Source organism: Aquimarina besae, assembly GCF_042434905.1.
Lineage (GTDB): Bacteria > Bacteroidota > Bacteroidia > Flavobacteriales > Flavobacteriaceae > Aquimarina.
Genome location: NZ_CP170199.1, coordinates 1679499 through 1696802, shown reverse-complemented (window position 1 = coordinate 1696802; position 17304 = coordinate 1679499). Strand labels below are relative to the sequence as shown.

The 17304-nt window shown below is 32.2% G+C and carries 15 protein-coding genes; 3 read left to right on the top strand and 12 right to left on the bottom strand.

Annotated features, from left to right (window positions below; translation table 11 throughout):
- Positions 1–126 precede the first annotated feature (126 nt).
- A complete protein-coding gene (locus ACE94K_RS07315) occupies positions 127–351 on the bottom strand; it encodes a hypothetical protein (protein WP_378182113.1) in 225 nt (74 codons plus the stop codon).
- A gap of 324 nt (positions 352–675) precedes the next feature.
- On the opposite strand from ACE94K_RS07315, the gene ACE94K_RS07310 reads away from it, so the two are divergent.
- Together ACE94K_RS07310 and ACE94K_RS07305 are read left to right on the top strand one after the other, a co-directional pair.
- Positions 676–861: a hypothetical protein gene (locus ACE94K_RS07310; RefSeq protein WP_378182110.1), complete on the top strand. Its 186-nt coding sequence runs from the start codon at positions 676–678 to the stop codon at positions 859–861.
- Between the two features lie 518 nt (positions 862–1379).
- A complete protein-coding gene (locus tag ACE94K_RS07305; protein WP_378182107.1) occupies positions 1380–2597 on the top strand; it encodes a tyrosine-type recombinase/integrase in 1218 nt (405 codons plus the stop codon).
- Between the two features lie 53 nt (positions 2598–2650).
- On the opposite strand, the gene ACE94K_RS07300 is transcribed toward ACE94K_RS07305, so the two are convergent.
- The 11 genes from ACE94K_RS07300 to ACE94K_RS07250 all read right to left on the bottom strand — a co-directional run bounded on the left by ACE94K_RS07300 (position 2651) and on the right by ACE94K_RS07250 (position 12861).
- Positions 2651–3406: an HNH endonuclease gene (locus ACE94K_RS07300; protein WP_378182104.1), complete on the bottom strand. Its 756-nt coding sequence runs from the start codon at positions 3404–3406 to the stop codon at positions 2651–2653.
- Between the two features lie 102 nt (positions 3407–3508).
- On the bottom strand, positions 3509–4273 hold the full coding sequence (locus ACE94K_RS07295; protein ID WP_378182101.1) for an HNH endonuclease signature motif containing protein: 765 nt from the start codon (positions 4271–4273) through the stop codon (positions 3509–3511).
- A gap of 14 nt (positions 4274–4287) precedes the next feature.
- On the bottom strand, positions 4288–4587 hold the full coding sequence (locus tag ACE94K_RS07290) for a hypothetical protein (protein ID WP_378182098.1): 300 nt from the start codon (positions 4585–4587) through the stop codon (positions 4288–4290).
- Between the two features lie 237 nt (positions 4588–4824).
- Positions 4825–5871, bottom strand: coding sequence for a hypothetical protein (locus ACE94K_RS07285; protein WP_378182095.1), 1047 nt, complete (start codon positions 5869–5871; stop codon positions 4825–4827).
- A 9-nt stretch (positions 5872–5880) separates the two neighbouring features.
- A complete protein-coding gene (locus ACE94K_RS07280; RefSeq protein WP_378182092.1) occupies positions 5881–6699 on the bottom strand; it encodes a hypothetical protein in 819 nt (272 codons plus the stop codon).
- Between the two features lie 84 nt (positions 6700–6783).
- Complete coding sequence (locus ACE94K_RS07275) at positions 6784–7443, bottom strand: hypothetical protein (RefSeq protein WP_378182090.1); 660 nt, start codon at positions 7441–7443, stop codon at positions 6784–6786.
- 351 nt (positions 7444–7794) lie between these two features.
- The gene (locus ACE94K_RS07270; protein ID WP_378182087.1) at positions 7795–8139 is read right to left on the bottom strand and encodes a hypothetical protein; all 345 of its coding nucleotides are present in this window, start codon (positions 8137–8139) and stop codon (positions 7795–7797) included.
- A 47-nt stretch (positions 8140–8186) separates the two neighbouring features.
- Positions 8187–8846: a hypothetical protein gene (locus tag ACE94K_RS07265; protein WP_378182084.1), complete on the bottom strand. Its 660-nt coding sequence runs from the start codon at positions 8844–8846 to the stop codon at positions 8187–8189.
- 5 nt (positions 8847–8851) lie between these two features.
- The gene (locus ACE94K_RS07260; RefSeq protein WP_378182081.1) at positions 8852–10084 is read right to left on the bottom strand and encodes an antirestriction protein; all 1233 of its coding nucleotides are present in this window, start codon (positions 10082–10084) and stop codon (positions 8852–8854) included.
- Positions 10085–10147: 63 nt separating this feature from the next.
- Positions 10148–12232, bottom strand: coding sequence for a DNA (cytosine-5-)-methyltransferase (gene dcm, locus ACE94K_RS07255; protein ID WP_378182078.1), 2085 nt, complete (start codon positions 12230–12232; stop codon positions 10148–10150).
- The gene (locus ACE94K_RS07250; protein WP_378182075.1) at positions 12229–12861 is read right to left on the bottom strand and encodes a RadC family protein; all 633 of its coding nucleotides are present in this window, start codon (positions 12859–12861) and stop codon (positions 12229–12231) included. Before ACE94K_RS07250 ends, dcm begins: the two co-directional genes overlap by 4 nt.
- A gap of 241 nt (positions 12862–13102) precedes the next feature.
- Here ACE94K_RS07250 and cas9 point away from each other — a divergent pair, with 241 nt between their 5' ends.
- A complete protein-coding gene (cas9, locus tag ACE94K_RS07245; protein ID WP_378182072.1) occupies positions 13103–17299 on the top strand; it encodes a type II CRISPR RNA-guided endonuclease Cas9 in 4197 nt (1398 codons plus the stop codon).
- Positions 17300–17304: the final 5 nt, after the last annotated feature.

Below are 17304 nucleotides of genomic sequence, written 5' to 3'. Positions count from 1 at the left end.
TTTGGGATTTTGAAGGTTCAATATATTAAAGTTATATGGTTCATCCCAAAATAAAAGAAAGCCTTTTTTATATAAAAAGGCTTTCCTAATTTAACATAATAAAACATACTCCAATAGATGGATCTCTCACTTCATATAATTAGATATATCATCTGAAATGTTTTCAATTAAAGAATTTTGTTCATTTTGATCCGCCTGATTAATGATTTTAGCTAACAGATGTACATAACTCGCCACATATTCCCTCTTTCTAGTGTCATTTACGTACTCTTTACCTTCTACTACTATAAACGTAATTAGATTACGTATGATCTGTCTTAAATCTGAAACACTTAGTTCTTCCTTTATCATATAAACTTTAGACTTATTTCTAAAACTTATATTAAATTAGAGTTCCAAATTATTAAAAATGAATATGAAACATTATAAAAACAGTAATTTCCGATAAAAAGCAATTTTTATCGATTTAGAGAAAATTCCCTATTGAAGTCAACAATAAATATCGAAAAAATGCAATAAAAGTAATTTAAGGATCTCAGTAGCACGATATTTTTTCCCGTGCGAGGTAGTAAATTAAAAGTTACATAAGCCAATGGAGAACATCTTTGAAATGTAACGATTAGATATGATCTCCCTAAAAAGGTTTGGGATAAAATAGAACAACTGTATGCCCAAATGCCAGGATGGCTAGGTTTCGGCACAAAAGATATAGGCTATGCTGGCATACCTCATTGGTTTAGTTTTGATGAAGATGAAAAACACATTGTTGCTTCTATTAAACCAAGCAGACTTCAATTTGAGGCAAAAATGGATCATCAAAAATGGATCTCCTGGAAAACACAATTTAAAAAAATTGCTTAAGAAATATTGCGATTCAAAGTAGGAGAAATAGAAGAAGGCAAAGTCGGTGATGAAATTGAGTGGTTGGATTGATTAAAAACCGGCTAAAAATATAGGTCTAATCCCATAGTAATTTGAAACCTTACTCCATAAAATTAAAGTCTAACAGTAGATTATCCTCTTACGAACAACAGAATAAAATGAGGTAATATTGAAACTATGTTGAAACCAGCGACAAATTAAACATTTGTAAAACAAAACATGAAACGACCAAAAACAAAGAAACCTCCTGATTATTAGGAGGTTTTCTTCTGTACTCGGGACGGGACTTGAACCCGTACGAACTAATGTTCATTGGATTTTAAGTTCTATGATAATAACACTTTAAACAACACTAATCAACGCTAATTACCTATAAAACCTATACAAAATAACATTTCATTTACCATTTAAGTTTACTGAAATCATCTAAAAACACTCTAAATGTTTTACCTATGTTTTACCCTAATTGATTATCTTAGCTTAAAACAATATTAAAAATGGCTTCAGTTAAAACGGTTTTACACCCAAAACAGGATAAAGGAAATAAGGTCTATCGTCTAGCTATACGAGTTACCGCAAATAGAAAAACCAGTTATTTATATTTGGGACATAATATAGAACTCAAAGATTGGAATGAACAAAATAGCACAATAAAAAAATCACATGTCAAATACGCTCAACTCAATCGTTTAATTCGAAAAAAATATGATCAACTGGAAGATCTTATCTTTGAATATGAATCTTCTAAAAAAGTTTATTCTGCTAAACAAATTACTTCCTTCATTAAAAACAACAACCAGAATAAAACCTTCTTTGAGTTATCAGAAGAGTACCTAAACAACCTTGAAAAAACAGGTAAGCTCAAAAGGGCAAAGTCTGACAGAAGTAGAATCAACAGTATCAAAGAATATTACAAAAGTACCAACTTGACAATTAATGAAATTGACATCATCTTTTTGAAGAAACTCAAAGTATATCTTATTTCTTATCAAGGAGTATCAGAAAGAACAGTGATGAACATTTTTGTTTTAATCAGAACACTTTATAACATTGCAATTAAAGAAGGAATCGTTAAACCAGAAAATTATCCTTTTGGAAAAGGTAAAATCCAAATAAAGTTTCCTGAGACTATAAAAATAGGGCTAGAAGATTATGAAATAAAAGCTATTGAAAACTTAGCCCTCGAAAAAGGAACCTCTATTTATCATACCAGGAACGTATTTTTATTCTCTTTCTATCTTGCCGGGATAAGGATTTCTGACGTCTTGGAGATGAAATGGAACTCAATTAAAGATGGAAGAATCATTTATCAAATGGGTAAAAATGATAAAGTCGATTCTTTGAAACTACCTGAAAAAATTATTCAAATATTGGAAGACTATCAAAGTCAAAAAAGAAATGATAATGACTATATATTTCCAGAATTAAAAAAAGCGAATCAAAAAAATCCTGAAGATATATATAGAAAAATTAATACCGCGGTTAAAAAATTCAATAAATACTTAAAAAAAATCGGAGAACTTGCTGAGATAGACAAAAAAATAACTACTCATATTGCTCGGCATTCATTTGGCAATATAGCAGGCGATAAAATATCTCCTCACATGTTACAAAAATTATATCGTCACTCCCACCTTTCCACCACCATCGGATATCAAGGGAATTTTGTTCATAAAGAAGCTGATGATGCTTTAGATAGTGTCTTAAACTTTTAGCATGCTTGTTACCAAACAGAACTTTGTTATTACATAATTAAACCTTATTGTTTTTATGATATAGACGGATCGGTTCTGTTTAATAATTTGATTAGTGTTTGAAGGGATAATGTTTTTCTTCTTCTATGTATCATTGAATGACAATTTGCACAAAGTGGTATTAAATCTTTTATTGGGTCACACATATAGCTTGAATTAATTTGATACAATGGAACTCTATGATGAACATGTATATAATTCTTTCCAAGTTCCCCATATGTATCTTCAAAATCGAATTGACAAGCTTGACATTTAAACCCATAATGCTCTAAACATTTTTTTCGAGCTTCTGGATTCCGCTCATACGCATTTACGGTAATAGTATATTTTGCACCCTCCTCAAATGATTGGTAGCTTGGAATTTCTTCTGCAATATTGTTTAACCCATAAATAGATGATGCAAAATATTCACCATCAATTTGTATTAACTGTTTTTCTTCTAACACTGGATCAAACCTACTAATTTTTGAAGGCCCAATTCCTTCTTTATTTTTGTTTTCATCGGAATGATATATCTTAAATGTCTTAAGGATGTAGTTATTATTTAAAATCAAACCAATGTGCTCCAATGATTGCTTATAACCCCTGTTCTTCTTATTTTTATTGTTATATTCCCAAGAAGGGCTGAGTATTAATTCTAACGCTCCATTGTCTAAAGTGTCCCAAGCTCCGAAGATTACTATTTTTTCCGTTTCATTAATAAATGACCAACTCCAATTCCAATTTTTACAAGTTGCTCGTTGCTGCTCTATAAATTGTTTTCGTGTCATTTCATAAATATATTAACTACCAATCTATTTATGAAGAAGAAATGAAGTGCATGTTTATTTGAAACTTTTTTCATTTTCATTAAAAACCTTTAATATTATATTCTAAAGGTTGATTCCATAACGGTTCTCTGAAAAAAAGCTATCCTTAATTTCTAATTCATTGATTTTGACTTTGGACTTGGTTATATGTATAGCTGAATTATTTAATTTCGTATATACTTCTAAAATAGTAAATGGTAATTCATTTTTAAAAAAGTTAATATTTTTATTTAGATTTTTTTGCAGATCATTTTCGGATGTAACATCCTTAAATCTAACCTTCACATACTCATTTTTATCTAGATAAATATCCAATTGCTTACCATTAGGCGGACATCTAACATCCCTAATATCCCTTTTAGATTCCCAAACATTGTCTGTGATCTTAAATCTAACCTCTTGTTCGAGATTTAAGACCTGTATATTTAATCTCTTATAACCTTCGGAATCTGTGTTAAACCATATCTCTAAAACACCATCTATTCTAATTTCACCTTCCCTATTATTATAAAATAAATTATTTCCAGATTTTAATAGAATTTTTTGTCGTAAATATTCGAAGTCAGCTTTTAAGGCTTGAATTTCCCCTTTTTTATTGGCTTTATAGCTAATCAACTCTTCTTTAGTAAAAACATTAGCATCTGCTTTTTTATGATGTGATGGACATAAAGCAATCATACCTTTAGGATCATGATGATTTTTAATATGCCAAGGAGGATCAAAATGATGGTATTCTAAATAAGGGATTTTACATCCTTTTATAGCACAAAGAAAACCTGTTTCTTCTCTTAAAACTCTTTGTACATCTGCTGGTGGTGTTCTGTTCATTTAGAATCGTTTTATTAAACTTCATTGTTTTCTTTTTCTTCACTAAATATAGACCTTATAAAAATCATTTGACTTTTAACTGACTTCCTCATAATTATTTTATAAAGTAAATTAATAATAAAAAAAATAGGAACTAAACTTATAAACATAATCACTAAGTTTAAAGGAATAGGGCTATCTATATAATCAAAATTTCCATTAAAGATTTCTATCCAAAGGTAAATTCCATAACCAAAAATTGCGCCTTGGATTATTATAGCTCCCAAACCAAAGAGAATACTTTTAACCGTAAAATTGTGCTTTTTTTCATTCATTAATCTATTGATCCTTAAATATTCCTGTCTTTAAATATTCTGATTTTTCTCTCTGATTTGGAACTGATGTTGAAGTTGCTTGAAATGTTGTGTTTATCAAAAAAAAGAACTTTGTCTCCTACCTTCAATTAAAATTTTACTGACTTCAGTTATCAGAACCTTATATTCTTACAAAAATTCTAAGTTATTTGAGCCTATTCCGAATTTTAAATCAAATGTTAACATGGAACTATTTTTTTAAGAGAAATTAAAAGTTGGATCAAGTTTGTGTTCTTTCATTCCAATTCGAAAAATTGAATAAGTTACATTTTTGAATGGATCTTCATAATTCCCCGTGACTAAATCTGCATTTGAAACGTTGGAGGGCACTAATTTTCCATAAGTAGGATAGTAAAATGCATTTGAATTGATGAATGTATTAAAATCTTTCCCTTTGGCCAATACACAAAAGCCAGGAGCTAAAGAACCTATTTTAATTCTTTGACTACCTCCGGTATAATCCAATTTAGCCTTTTCAGAAAGAGCTAGCCTTAAAGGTCTACTCTTAAATAGTATTTCAGGATCCGATTTATCTAACTTATTTAATAATTCATCAATCATATTAATTGCATTATTAGTAATTGCAGGAAACCCTAAGGTAGAAGTAAGGGTTTTTCCTGAATCTGATTGAAGAAATTTGAAAATTCTTTGCCACCATTTTGGTTCTCTATGCTTAACAACTTCAAAAGTCATTTTAGCTAATCCTCCTGGGATTTCAATAGGTCTGTTTCCAAATGCTTGTTTAAAATCTGCTTTCAAATCTTTCGGATCAGCAGGTTTGTTTTTTGCCTTATTATATAAGTCAAGTCCTGAAGCAATACTCCAAAAAGCAGTATCGAAATATTTGTCAGTAGAATCTTTATCTTTTCCGATATTTATACGCATAGTAGCTTTAGAGTTTTTATCAACTTGAACATTTTTAGCTATATGGAATGATTGCATCTCTAAATTCATTAATATATCTGGCTCTTCATTACTTCCTTGTATAGATGATGTAACTTCAGAGGATTCTAGTATAGCTGGCCCGTCTATTTCATTTGATAGTTGAAAAGCAATGAATTGATCAGCTAAATCATTTTCTTTTAAAGAAGTTCCTTTAGCTGTATAAGTTACAGCGCCTCTATTCTTTGGGAGGCCAAAAGTTGCAAAATCTGGACTTTCGATTATTCTTTTTAAATTATCTAAATCATCCACTAGTAATTCGGGAGTTAGAATTTCATTCTCTTTAAATTCAAATAGTTTCATTGTATTTTATTATTCAGTTAAATTTCCTGTAAATGAAGCTGTCGCTGGATCATATTCAATTATTCCTTTCTTTTTATCTCCTACTGAGTTTCTTAAATAAACCTCTATCGGGCTTTCAATCTTTTGTCTTTCCTGATAATAAAAATTTTGGAAATAGTAATTCAATAGAAATGAATAGCAAAAAAACACTGTCCATTCGTCTATTCCAATTGATGGCACTTCATAGCTATTTGGTTTGTAATTATGAAGGTCTATTTTATCATCATTTAATCCAAAAGAATAGTCTGAATGAGCAAACGCATTTCTAAATTGTGATCGATAACCATTCGTTATAATTTTTGAAATTTTTAGAGACTTCGCTCGAAATCCATCCCTAAGAGTATCCCGAATTAAAAGTTGTTTTGAATCTCCGTTTCGTGCGTCTGGAATTTTATAGGTCCATTGATAATCATTTCCATTACACAAGTCCAATAATTTAGTTAGTTGTTTGAGAAAATTTTTTGATTCCCAAATGTGTGTATACATCATCAATTCCATGGTCAAACTTTCTTTGGAATCAGACGTATTAAATTGAGAGAATGAGTAATACGTTTTGAGATATTTTGTCAAAAAATCAATTCTATGACTATCAATTAGATAATCCATCCTATTATCAATAACATAAGGGGATATTTTGGCTCCTTCATAATTTTCAATAAATGATGCATTACATAAAAATAAATAATAGTCATTTTTGTCCTTTTCATTAGCCTTAGCAAATTCAAAAGCTTCTTGTATAGCATTTTGAACTTCAATATCAATAAGTCTAAATTCGTTTGTCTTAATCATTTTTTTTAAGAATGCTTATAACCTTTATTTCTAATATTTAATAAACTTTTATCTGTAAATAAAAGATTTACGTCCAACCTTTAATTAAAACTCTTCATTGATTTTTTTATCTATGCCTTTTTCTGCGATAAATGCACCTTGTACTTTTAGTTCAATCTTATCTCCCTGTTGAATTCCCGCTTGTTTTAAAGACATATTTTCGTTATTAATAATTGTATTATCTGCTATTATTAACCAATCCAAAGAACTATAAATATCAGTGTTATATTTTAGATATTTTTCAAATTCAAAATACTGTACTAGGGAGTTCTTAAGTTTGTTGACTTTCATTTTATTTGATAACACAAGGGGTTTTCGGATTTCCCATAGATTTGATTCAAAAATTACGTTAATTGTATCATTATCCATAAGGTTTATTTTTAATTTCGTGATTTTTTGTTCTAAATTATCAATAGGGAGAATTTCTAATTGGTTTAAAAATTGGTGATGCGCTTTATTTCTTTCTTCAAAAAATTTAAATGCATATCCAGCTACAATTAATAATATTATAATACCAATAATACCGTTTACAATTTTAAAAAGAAATTTAGCATTATTATCTTTTGAAACTTTACCTAGAGCTTCTTTAATTCTGTTTTTGAAGAGTAAGTAAAATATAAGAACTACAAATCCAACTAAAACCAAAGGGTCAGATAGATATTCAGCTATATTACTAAATCCATTAATATTAATAAATATGTTCATTTTAATAGATTAATCTTAATTAATAAATAACCCCATACCCGAAGAATTCTTCAGATATGGGGTTGGTTCTAATTTACGTTGCTTCTAAATTAACAAAATAAATTAAATAGACTATTTTTTCCCTTAAATTTTTACGTGTTTTATGTAAAATGCAATTTATGTTTGCAAATTTCAAGAATACTACAAAAGAGGAATATTTAGATAAATAGTAGTCCATTTAAGTGTTAAATCGTAAACTTAAAAAATGAACCGCTTTATTAAACTCGCTAAGTTTTATTCCTTAGTTTTTAATAATAGTTCAGTTTAATGACTAGTTTAAAAAACTTAATTTAATAGTGACATCTAAATTATTCAGCGAAAAAGCAATTGGTTTTTTACCTTTATTCTCTGACCAGTCAATAGAAGATCCTTGCAATCAATCCCTCCAATGATTACTCCAGTATTAAGATCGTAAACGAAAAACATCCCACAATGAATGACTTCTTCAAAACGGATAAATTGCATTCGATCCAAAATACAGACCATCGCTTCCTTTTCTATGACTTCTCCACAAAAGTTTGTATATCTTCTTGTCAAGATGGCTTTTCGCCCTTTCCACCAGAAAGAGCTTTTTAGATTGTACTTTATAATGTCGATCCTATGTCTATCGATAAATAGGTGTAAGTCGCGGATAATCTCTTTTGGGGAATCTTTCATATAGTTAAATGTAAAACTAAGTTGTAAAAAAAATCTAATGCTTTAATTTACTTTAACAACTTTTTAAACAATCCTTTTTTACGCTCTAGAACGATTGTAAATAAGCTATCCGCCTGTGATCCTTGGTTATAGAACTTGATTTCTGCTACAGCTCTTTTTCTTCGAAATAGGTTCCAAGGAGATTTGCCCGGTTTTTTGTAATAGTAATAGATATCAAAGTTGTGAGTAATCTTATAGTTAGCCATAAGTGTATCAAGTTCGGGAATATACAATCCTTCAAAGTTCAGATCAGGATTATGAATCCCAAACTTTTTAGCTGGAAGAGGTTTTAAGTCATTAACTACATAAACCGTATCTTTTCCTTTCGCTTTGAATTCCCCTTTAGTAGAAGATTTTACCGCAGAATAACTGATCAGGTTTCGCTTCAGGTTTCCAACTTCTTTTTTCAGTATTTGTCGGAGTTCTTCATTCATCACCAGTTTTACATTTCGAGCATTAATCTCAGCTATTTCTGCTCTGGCTCTACTTTTTCCTTCTTTATCTTTCCATTTTTCAATCTCCCGGAATTGTGCATTTTGGATTTCTCTAAAATCGCTGACTTTCTGGCGTTCCCATCTCCATTGAAAAAATAGAATTCCTATCAAGATCATTAAAATCACTGGTAGTAATTTCCAAATCGTTTTTATAAGGTTTATATAATATGTCATACCATTTATATTTGATGTTGCGGTTCTAATTCTGAAGAGGTCTCTGAAGCTCCTATGATATTTTTTGTGAAAATGTTGTATTTGATTCCCGTAATGCCATATCTATTTTTAGTGGTAACAGCATAGTTGTTTCTAAAAGTGTCATCCACTTTGATAACTTCTATATTGATCCCTGCATCAAAAAGTGGCGCTGTTCCCCCTCGGATAGTTTTGCCTGTTGTGCGCTGAAAGATGACAATGAAAATGGTGTTAGGATATTGCTTTCGTAAACGATCAAAATCCTGAGAAGGTAGCCCTGTCTTATTCCAACTATCAATGATGATTACATCAAAGATGCCAACGGCACTCGTAATGGTGTCGTATCCATCCGGTAACTGATCTGCTCGTGAGATACGGGTTCTATTTTCTGGACTCAGGTATTCATCTTTCATTCTTGTAATCAAGTCTGATTTCCCACCGATCTCTAGGGTAAAAATGGCAACACTATTCCCAATGCTTGCAAAGGCATCGGCTAATTGATACGTAAATCGGGTCTTACCACTCCCCTGATCCCCTTCTATAGTGATTGCTAGTTCAAACTTTTCTAAATCCCCTAACAATTCTCCCATCGCTCCGTGTAATCGAAAAGTCGAAGTGTTATTTGTGCCTAGCTGTTGGTCAAAAGAAGTAAATAATCCATTCTTTTTAGGATGAATTATAGAGATATTTTTGGGTTCTTGTGATCGAATACTATCTAAATCACCTAATCCTATAGTGTTAGTTTGGTTTACTATTTTTTGAAGTTCCAATCGCCATTTTCGGTTGATAATAACTTTAACTTGTTGTGCTAAGATCATTTCATTATGTTGCGCTATCAGTTTATGCTGCAATTGATCTATATGGGATGCATACCGGTCATCTTTGGTGATTTCTTTATTGGAGACTGCTTTTTGTAGTGCGTGGATAAATTTCTTCAGATCATCCTTAGATTGAATAGTTCTATGCATTTTCAAAAAATCTCGAATAAACAAAACAGAAACACTGGCTATCAGGTTTGTTTTATCATCAGTAAAAAGATAGGCATTTAGTTCTTCCAAATATAAATCTATAGTTTCTTTAATCTCTGGTTCCTGGAAATAGAATTCTTGTGCTTCCAGAAAGAACTGATGTCCTTTTTGTAGGATTTTTGGTAATCCCGTTACATTGACCTGAACGATGGCATCGTTATAATTCTCAAATGAAATATGTTGTTTTTCCATTCGGTAATACTACAAAGGCACTCAATGACCGCTTCGGGTTAGGTTGGTTTCGTTCGGGATTTGTTATTTTTTAAAGAAAGAAAAACGAAGCCTAATTGCCTTAGATTTCAGCAACATAGTTGCATTTGAATTTTCGTTACTTCCGTTTAAAGATGTTATCATTTTTGTAATGTCGTAATTTGCTGTAAATACCTCTGTCTTCTTTTTATCTCTCTTTCCTTTGGTTACACTAACAGTTTGTTCTATGGACTGAGTAAACCATTTATGTTTCTTAGAATATTTGGTTAGTATATCTGATGGATAGCTGCTTAATAGAAACTTACCTTTGATTTTAGATAATAAATTCAGTAAACTGATGAAATCCTGTCTACTATATCCTTTATAGTGTCCCATATCAGAATTAAAATAAGGAGGATCAACATAAAAGAAGCTTTCCTTCGTATCCCTACTTTTTATAACGGCAAGCGCATCATTACATTCAATATCAACTAGATCCAATCGTTCACAGATATCTCTAGTAAATCCATTTTTCTTATTACGTATAGTCCTAGATACTCCATTAGATTTTCTCTCATAGGCATAGCCTCCAAAAATACGAGAAGAAAAACTCATATTTGTTTGTACCCAAAATGCCCACGCTTTTTTAACAGTATTCTTTTCTTTAGGATTCTGAAGAATAGCTTTTGCTTCTGTATGTAGTTTTCTACTATGTGGAGTAGATTGAATCATTTTCTGGAGTTTAGTAAACTGAAGTTTACAGACTCTATAAAAATTAACCACTTTTCCATCCAAATCGTTAATTACTTCTACGGGACTTGGCTTTTTAGCAAAAAATACAGCAGCTCCACCTACAAAAGGTTCGCAGTATAAATTATGTTCAGGGAATAGCGATAAGATACGTTTGGTTAAATTTTGTTTACCTCCATAATAGCTAACCGGAGTTTTACCAATCTTTCCGAATCCATCTAATGGCGGGGTCACGGTCAAAGACGGATTTGTATTTATATTTGTTTTCTTATAAATGTTACTTGCTTTTATTCGTTCCCCAACTGTATTTACTACTGGAGTACTAACCGCATTTCCGATCAGTTGATAACGTCTACTATCACTAAGTTCAATTTTCTTATCATTCTGAATACCAAACTTAGTCCAATAATCCGGAAATCCCTGCAACCGTTCGCATTCTAAAGGGGTTAATCTGCGGACATTTCCCGCATTGAGTAAAAGGTTTTCATTCTGAGGATGTGCAGTAATAGCGCCTATCTTATTATAAGTTCGCGGTACAAATTGTTTCTCTTGGAATGGTGTATAATCTTTTCCTTTCATTTGATTTGCCTTTCGGATTCTTCTAGCTTTTTCGGTGCGTTCGAACCTCAATGGAACCCAATCATCCAGTAGCAGGTTATCTTTTTCTACTCCTGTGATGCAATTCGTATTCCCATCTTTTCTAAATTCAACTTTTGATCCTCCTTTTGTACTTCTACCATTTCTAACTGTGAAAATGTAAGGGGAATAGTTTCCGCTACTCCCTACTCTGGTATCAATTGTTGAAGCAATGTTGGTTTGCGAGAGTTTTCTTGGAGTGCAATTTTCAGTCTTTTGACAGCTTTTTCCGATAGGAAATATTTGCGGTCTGGGTTTTGTTCTAAGTGATCCGACAAGGTAGATGCGCTCTCGATTCTGGGGGAGAAACCAGGTAGTATTAAGCAATTGCCATTGGATGTCATATATCCCAAGGTTGGCAAACGATCTAAGTACGATTTCAAAGTCTTTGCCCTGGTTACTGGAGAAAAGCCCTTTGACGTTTTCAAAGATAAACAGACTGGGTTTATAGAGGTCAAGAATTCTAATTGCTTCAAAAAAGAGTCTGCTTTTACTTCCTTTAATACCTTCCCGTTTTCCAGCCATCGAAAGATCCTGGCATGGGGAACCGAAGGTGATGATATCCGCTTTTTCGATGGTGTCTTTTTTGATGTTTTCGATAGGTCCGACATAGGTAGATTTTTTAAAGTTGTACGAATAATTAGCAATGGCAAAAGGATCAATTTCGCTGAAGTAGTGTTTTTTAAGCTTAAACCCGGCTTCCATCAATCCTTTAGGGAATCCTCCAATGCCAGAAAACAAGTCCAATAAAACTAGCTCTTTCATAATTTTCCTTCTTCAGCAAATGAATAGAAGCCATTCTTGGTGAGGATTATGTGATCCAATAACTCAATATCCAACAGCTCTCCAGCCTTTTTAATTTTATTGGTGATGACGATGTCTGAATTACTGGGTTTTAAAGCTCCGGATGGATGATTGTGAGCAATAATGATACTAGTAGCTAAACTTTTCAGCGCCACAGAAAAGAGAATTCTTAGATCAACAACACTTCCTTTAATACCACCAACAGAATGTCTATGATATCCTAGTACTTTGTTGCTGTTGTCTAAATAGAGAACGAAGAATTGTTCTCTAATTTCGATAGTGTTCTTTTTGTAAAACTTGGAAACCGTGGTAACTACGTCTTTTGGAGAACCTATTTTTCCTTCAACTCTTCTTTTTCTTGAAAAAGTGATGTTAATCTCTGGAATAGGTGTGCTATTAGTAGATCCTTTTAAACCATCTAATCCACTTATGGTATAAGAAGAATTTTTTGAAGTTGCTCCAAGTACATGCTTCTTAGATTTTAGTTCTTTGGATGCTCTTTTGATAGCATTGGTCCATTTTTCTCCTTTTTTTCGGATTTGTTTGGCTCTTTTGCTGATGTGGGTAACCGTAATTTTTCCTTTTTTCATTACTTGAGTATATCTTCGTAATTCTAGGGAAGTGCAAAAAAATGGTTTCGGGTTGGGTTCGCATAATACCTGAAAAAAGAAAAAAGCGACCAGAGGCCGCTTTAAATGTTTTCACAACGGAATAATCCTTATTGTGAATTGCTTTCAGTTTCGTAAAGATACAAATTACATTAAAATAAACTGTGGTTTTCCACAATACTATAATTATTTTTTTTTGCTAAATTGAGGGAAATTTACACATATGAAAAAAATATTGGGGTTAGACCTAGGAACTACTTCTATTGGATGGGCACTTGTAAATGAAGCAGAGAATGATAATGAAACATCAAATATAATAAAACTCGGGGTTAGGGTCAATCCTTTAACCGTAGATGAAAAAACAGATTTTGAGAAAGGACGTCCCCTTTCCACTAATGCAAATAGGACTTTAAAACGCGGAGCTAGACGTAATCTTCAGAGATATAAACTAAGAAGGAAAGAGCTTATTAAGATTTTAAAGGATAAAGGTTTTATTGCTGATGACTCGCCCCTTACGGAAATAGGAAAAAACACCACCCACCAGACACTGGAGATCCGTGCTAAAGCAGCAAGAGAAAAAATTGCATTAGAAGATCTTGCTAAAGTCTTTTTATCAATTAATAAAAAAAGAGGATATAAAAGTAGTCGTAAAGCCCAAAATGAAGAAGAGGGTCAGGCTATTGACGGGATGTCTATAGCCAAAAAACTATATGAAGAGAATTTAACACCAGGACAATATGCCTTACAAATTATTGAAAAAGATGGAAAATACATTCCAGACTTTTATAGATCTGATTTACAGCAGGAATTTAAAAAAGTATGGAATAAGCAAAAGGAGTTTTATCCAGAAATCCTCACTCAAGTTTTATATGATGAATTACAAGGCAAAAACAAATCTCAAACCTGGGCTATATGTGAAAAGCCTTTCAATATAGTGGGGATAAAGCGGGTGGGTACCGCTAAAAGCAAAAAACTTGAAAATTATCAATGGCGTGTAAAGGGTTTGACTGAAATGATAGAATTGGAGCATTTGGCTATTGCTTTACAGGAAATAAACAATAATATAAATCAATCCAGCGGATATCTAGGGGCTATTTCTGATAGGAGCAAGCAATTGTACCTCAATAAAAAAACAGTAGGACAATATTTATACAAACAAATTGTAAAGAACCCACACACCAAATTAAAAAATGAGGTATTCTACAGACAAGATTATTTGGATGAATTTGAAGCTATTTGGAATACACAATCTCAATTTTACGATATACTTACCGAAGATTTAAAAGAAAAAATAAGAGATGTCATCATCTTCTATCAAAGAAAGTTAAAATCGCAAAAGTCACTAATTAGCTTTTGTCAATTTGAAAGTTGGGAACAGGAGTATGAAGAAAAGGAAACAGGAAAAACCAAGAAACGAATCATAGGTAGGCGGGTAATTCCAAAATCGTCACCTTTATTTCAGGAGTTTAAGATATGGCAAAACCTGAATAACGCAGTTTTTACCAATCCTGAAACCAAGCAAGTAATAGACGTAAAAGATTTGGATAATGAAACAAGAAAACAACTTTTTGATGAATTAAATCTAAGAGGTGATCTATCTTATAAGGATTTGCTTAAAGTTCTCTCCAATGAAATGGATCTGGGGAAGCTAAGTATCTGGAAATCCAATTTTGAAAAAATAGAAGGAAACAGGACGAACCAAGCACTTTTTAGTGTGTTCCAGGAAATTTCTGAACGGGAAGGTTATGGTGCTGATTGGAAGAAGAAAACCTCTTTTCAAATAAGAGAAGAATTAGAAAGTACCTTTCCTGAGATTGGGATCGATCCCAAGATTCTAGAATTTGATGGTCTCCGGAATAGTTTTGACAAACAAGCTAGTTATCAGCTGTGGCATTTATTGTATGCTACAGAAGAAGATGATAAAATATCGGAAGAGGATAGGTTGATCTACGGAAATTCAACGGTTACCCTAAAGAAAAAACTAAAAGAAAAATTTGGTTTTAAACCTGAATATGCTTCCCTCCTTACAAATATTCCTTTCCAACAAGATTATGGTAATTTGTCAGCAAAAGCTATTCGAAAAATTATACCTTATTTGGTTGATGGTCATAAATATTCTGAAGCCTGCCAACTTGCGGGATACAACCATTCAAAAAGTTTAACCGCACAGGAATTAAAAGACCGTGTACTTAAACCAAAGTTAGAACTACTTAAGAAAAACAGTTTGCGAAACCCTGTAGTGGAGAAGATTCTGAACCAGATGATCAATGTAGTTAACCAAATTATAGAAACTTACGGCAAACCCAATGAAATAAGAATTGAGTTAGCGCGTGAACTTAAAAAATCTGCTAAAGAACGGGCAGAAATGACCAAGGGTATTGCGGATGCCACAAGGCGCAACGATGAAATCCGAAAAGTAATACGACAAAAATTCGGCATCCCCAATCCAACCAAAAATGATGTTATTCGATATAGACTATATCAAGAGTTAGCATCAAGGGGACACAAAGATTTGTTTACAGACACTTATATAAGCCCTGATAAGTTATTTTCTAAAGACATAGATATTGAACATATCATTCCAAAGGCTTTATTATTCGATGATTCGTACTCTAACAAGACCTTGGCATTTAAAAACGATAATCTCCAAAAAGCCAATCGTACAGCCTATGATTTTATTTCACAGGATTACAGCTCACAATTAGAAAATTTCGTAGAACGGGTTGAAACCCTGGCTAAAGAGGGGCATATAAGTCGAGGTAAAAGAAATAAATTATTGATACCCCAGTCAAAAATCCCTGATGGTTTTATTGAACGTGATTTAAGAAACAGCCAATATATTGCTAAGAAAGCAAAACAAATGTTTTTTGAAGTGTTTGACGATGTAATTACCACCACCGGAAGTATTACTGATAAATTACGTGAAGACTGGGATTTAATAAATATCATGAAAGAGCTCAACTTGCCTAAATATCGAGCGTTAGAGCTTACGGAATTTGAGGAACGGCTAAACAAGACAACAAATAAACTGAACAAGCACGAGGTCATTAAGGATTGGACTAAACGCAATGACCATCGCCATCACGCTATGGACGCCCTGACAGTTGCCTTTACCACCCGAAATCATATACAATATATCAATAACCTTAACGCCAGACAGGATACTACAAAAGATAATCATCCTATTATTAAAAATATTGAAAGCTTAATTATATCGCAAAATGAAAAAGGCAAGCGTGTTTTTAAAAGTCCGCTCCCCAATTTTCGTGAAAAAGCTAAACAGCATATTGAAAGTATTCTGGTAAGTTTTAAAAACAAGAATAAGGTTGTTACCAAAAACAGGAATAAAACGAAGAAAAAAAATGGGTTGCTTAAAAAGGTTCAACTTACTCCCAGAGGTCAATTACATAAAGAAACCGTGTACGGAAAATCCAAAAAACCGCTTTTAAAACCCTCTAAACTTAATAAGCGATTTACATTAAAAGAAGTTAATCTTATTATAAACAAAAAAGAACGAAATTTAGTTTTAAACCATCTATCCAAATATCAAAACAAGCCAGATGTCGCTTTTGATATAAAAACCTTGAAGAAAGATCCTATTATCAACAAAGAAAGTCCATTACAGGAGGTATTGTGTTTTGAAGAAATTTTTACCATCCGGAAGGACATTAATTCTGATAATTTTAAAAATGCTAAGCAAATTGAAAAAATTGTAGACGAAGGTGTCAAAAATGTTTTAAAAGTGAGAATAGCAGAATTCGGTGGCGACTATAAAAAAGCTCTTTCTGATTTGGATACTAACCCAATTTATATAAATGAAGAAAAGGGAATAACAATTAAACGTGCCGCCATTACTGGGGTAAGCAATGCCGAACCGCTACATACCGCTAAAGATCATTTAGGACAACTTTTACACAATGATGATAACAACGAGATTCCAGTGGATTACGTAAGTACTGGCAACAACCATCACGTTGCAATTTACAGAAACCCTGATGGCGAATTGGACGATGAGATCGTTTCTTTTTATGACGCAGTTATTCGAAGGAACGCTAAAGAACCAATCGTCAGGTCATTTAATGAAAAGGGTTGGCCATTACTTTTTAGTTTAAAGCAAAACGAAATGTTTATTTTTCCTGATGAAGATTTTGACCCTAACGAGATTGATATTTTAAACCCAGAAAATCAAAAGCTAATTTCGCCAAACCTATATCGTGTTCAGAAAATATCGAAAGTAACTTATGGCACATCAGCAGTGCGGGATTATGTATTTCGACATCATCTTGAAACAGAGACTATTGATGTAAAAGAATTAAAAAATTCTGCATATAAAGCTATCAAAAGCTTGGGAAATCTTGATGGAATAGTAAAAGTTCGAATGAATCATATCGGAAATATTGTTCAAACAGGAGAATACTAATTTTT

Excerpts from the sequence above, each read along its gene's own strand:
- ACE94K_RS07270 (WP_378182087.1), bottom strand. The coding sequence starts at position 8,139 with ATGAAAGATTCCCCAAAAGAGATTATCCGCGACTTACACCTATTTATC.
- ACE94K_RS07315 (WP_378182113.1), bottom strand. The coding sequence starts at position 351 with ATGATAAAGGAAGAACTAAGTGTTTCAGATTTAAGACAGATCATACGT.
- ACE94K_RS07280 (WP_378182092.1), bottom strand. The coding sequence starts at position 6,699 with ATGATTAAGACAAACGAATTTAGACTTATTGATATTGAAGTTCAAAAT.
- ACE94K_RS07265 (WP_378182084.1), bottom strand. The coding sequence starts at position 8,846 with ATGACATATTATATAAACCTTATAAAAACGATTTGGAAATTACTACCA.
- ACE94K_RS07260 (WP_378182081.1), bottom strand. The coding sequence starts at position 10,084 with ATGGAAAAACAACATATTTCATTTGAGAATTATAACGATGCCATCGTT.
- dcm (WP_378182078.1), bottom strand. The coding sequence starts at position 12,232 with ATGAAAGAGCTAGTTTTATTGGACTTGTTTTCTGGCATTGGAGGATTC.
- ACE94K_RS07310 (WP_378182110.1), top strand. The coding sequence starts at position 676 with ATGCCAGGATGGCTAGGTTTCGGCACAAAAGATATAGGCTATGCTGGC.
- ACE94K_RS07295 (WP_378182101.1), bottom strand. The coding sequence starts at position 4,273 with ATGAACAGAACACCACCAGCAGATGTACAAAGAGTTTTAAGAGAAGAA.
- cas9 (WP_378182072.1), top strand. The coding sequence starts at position 13,103 with ATGAAAAAAATATTGGGGTTAGACCTAGGAACTACTTCTATTGGATGG.
- ACE94K_RS07285 (WP_378182095.1), bottom strand. The coding sequence starts at position 5,871 with ATGAAACTATTTGAATTTAAAGAGAATGAAATTCTAACTCCCGAATTA.
- ACE94K_RS07275 (WP_378182090.1), bottom strand. The coding sequence starts at position 7,443 with ATGAACATATTTATTAATATTAATGGATTTAGTAATATAGCTGAATAT.
- ACE94K_RS07300 (WP_378182104.1), bottom strand. The coding sequence starts at position 3,406 with ATGACACGAAAACAATTTATAGAGCAGCAACGAGCAACTTGTAAAAAT.
- ACE94K_RS07290 (WP_378182098.1), bottom strand. The coding sequence starts at position 4,587 with ATGAATGAAAAAAAGCACAATTTTACGGTTAAAAGTATTCTCTTTGGT.
- ACE94K_RS07305 (WP_378182107.1), top strand. The coding sequence starts at position 1,380 with ATGGCTTCAGTTAAAACGGTTTTACACCCAAAACAGGATAAAGGAAAT.
- ACE94K_RS07250 (WP_378182075.1), bottom strand. The coding sequence starts at position 12,861 with ATGAAAAAAGGAAAAATTACGGTTACCCACATCAGCAAAAGAGCCAAA.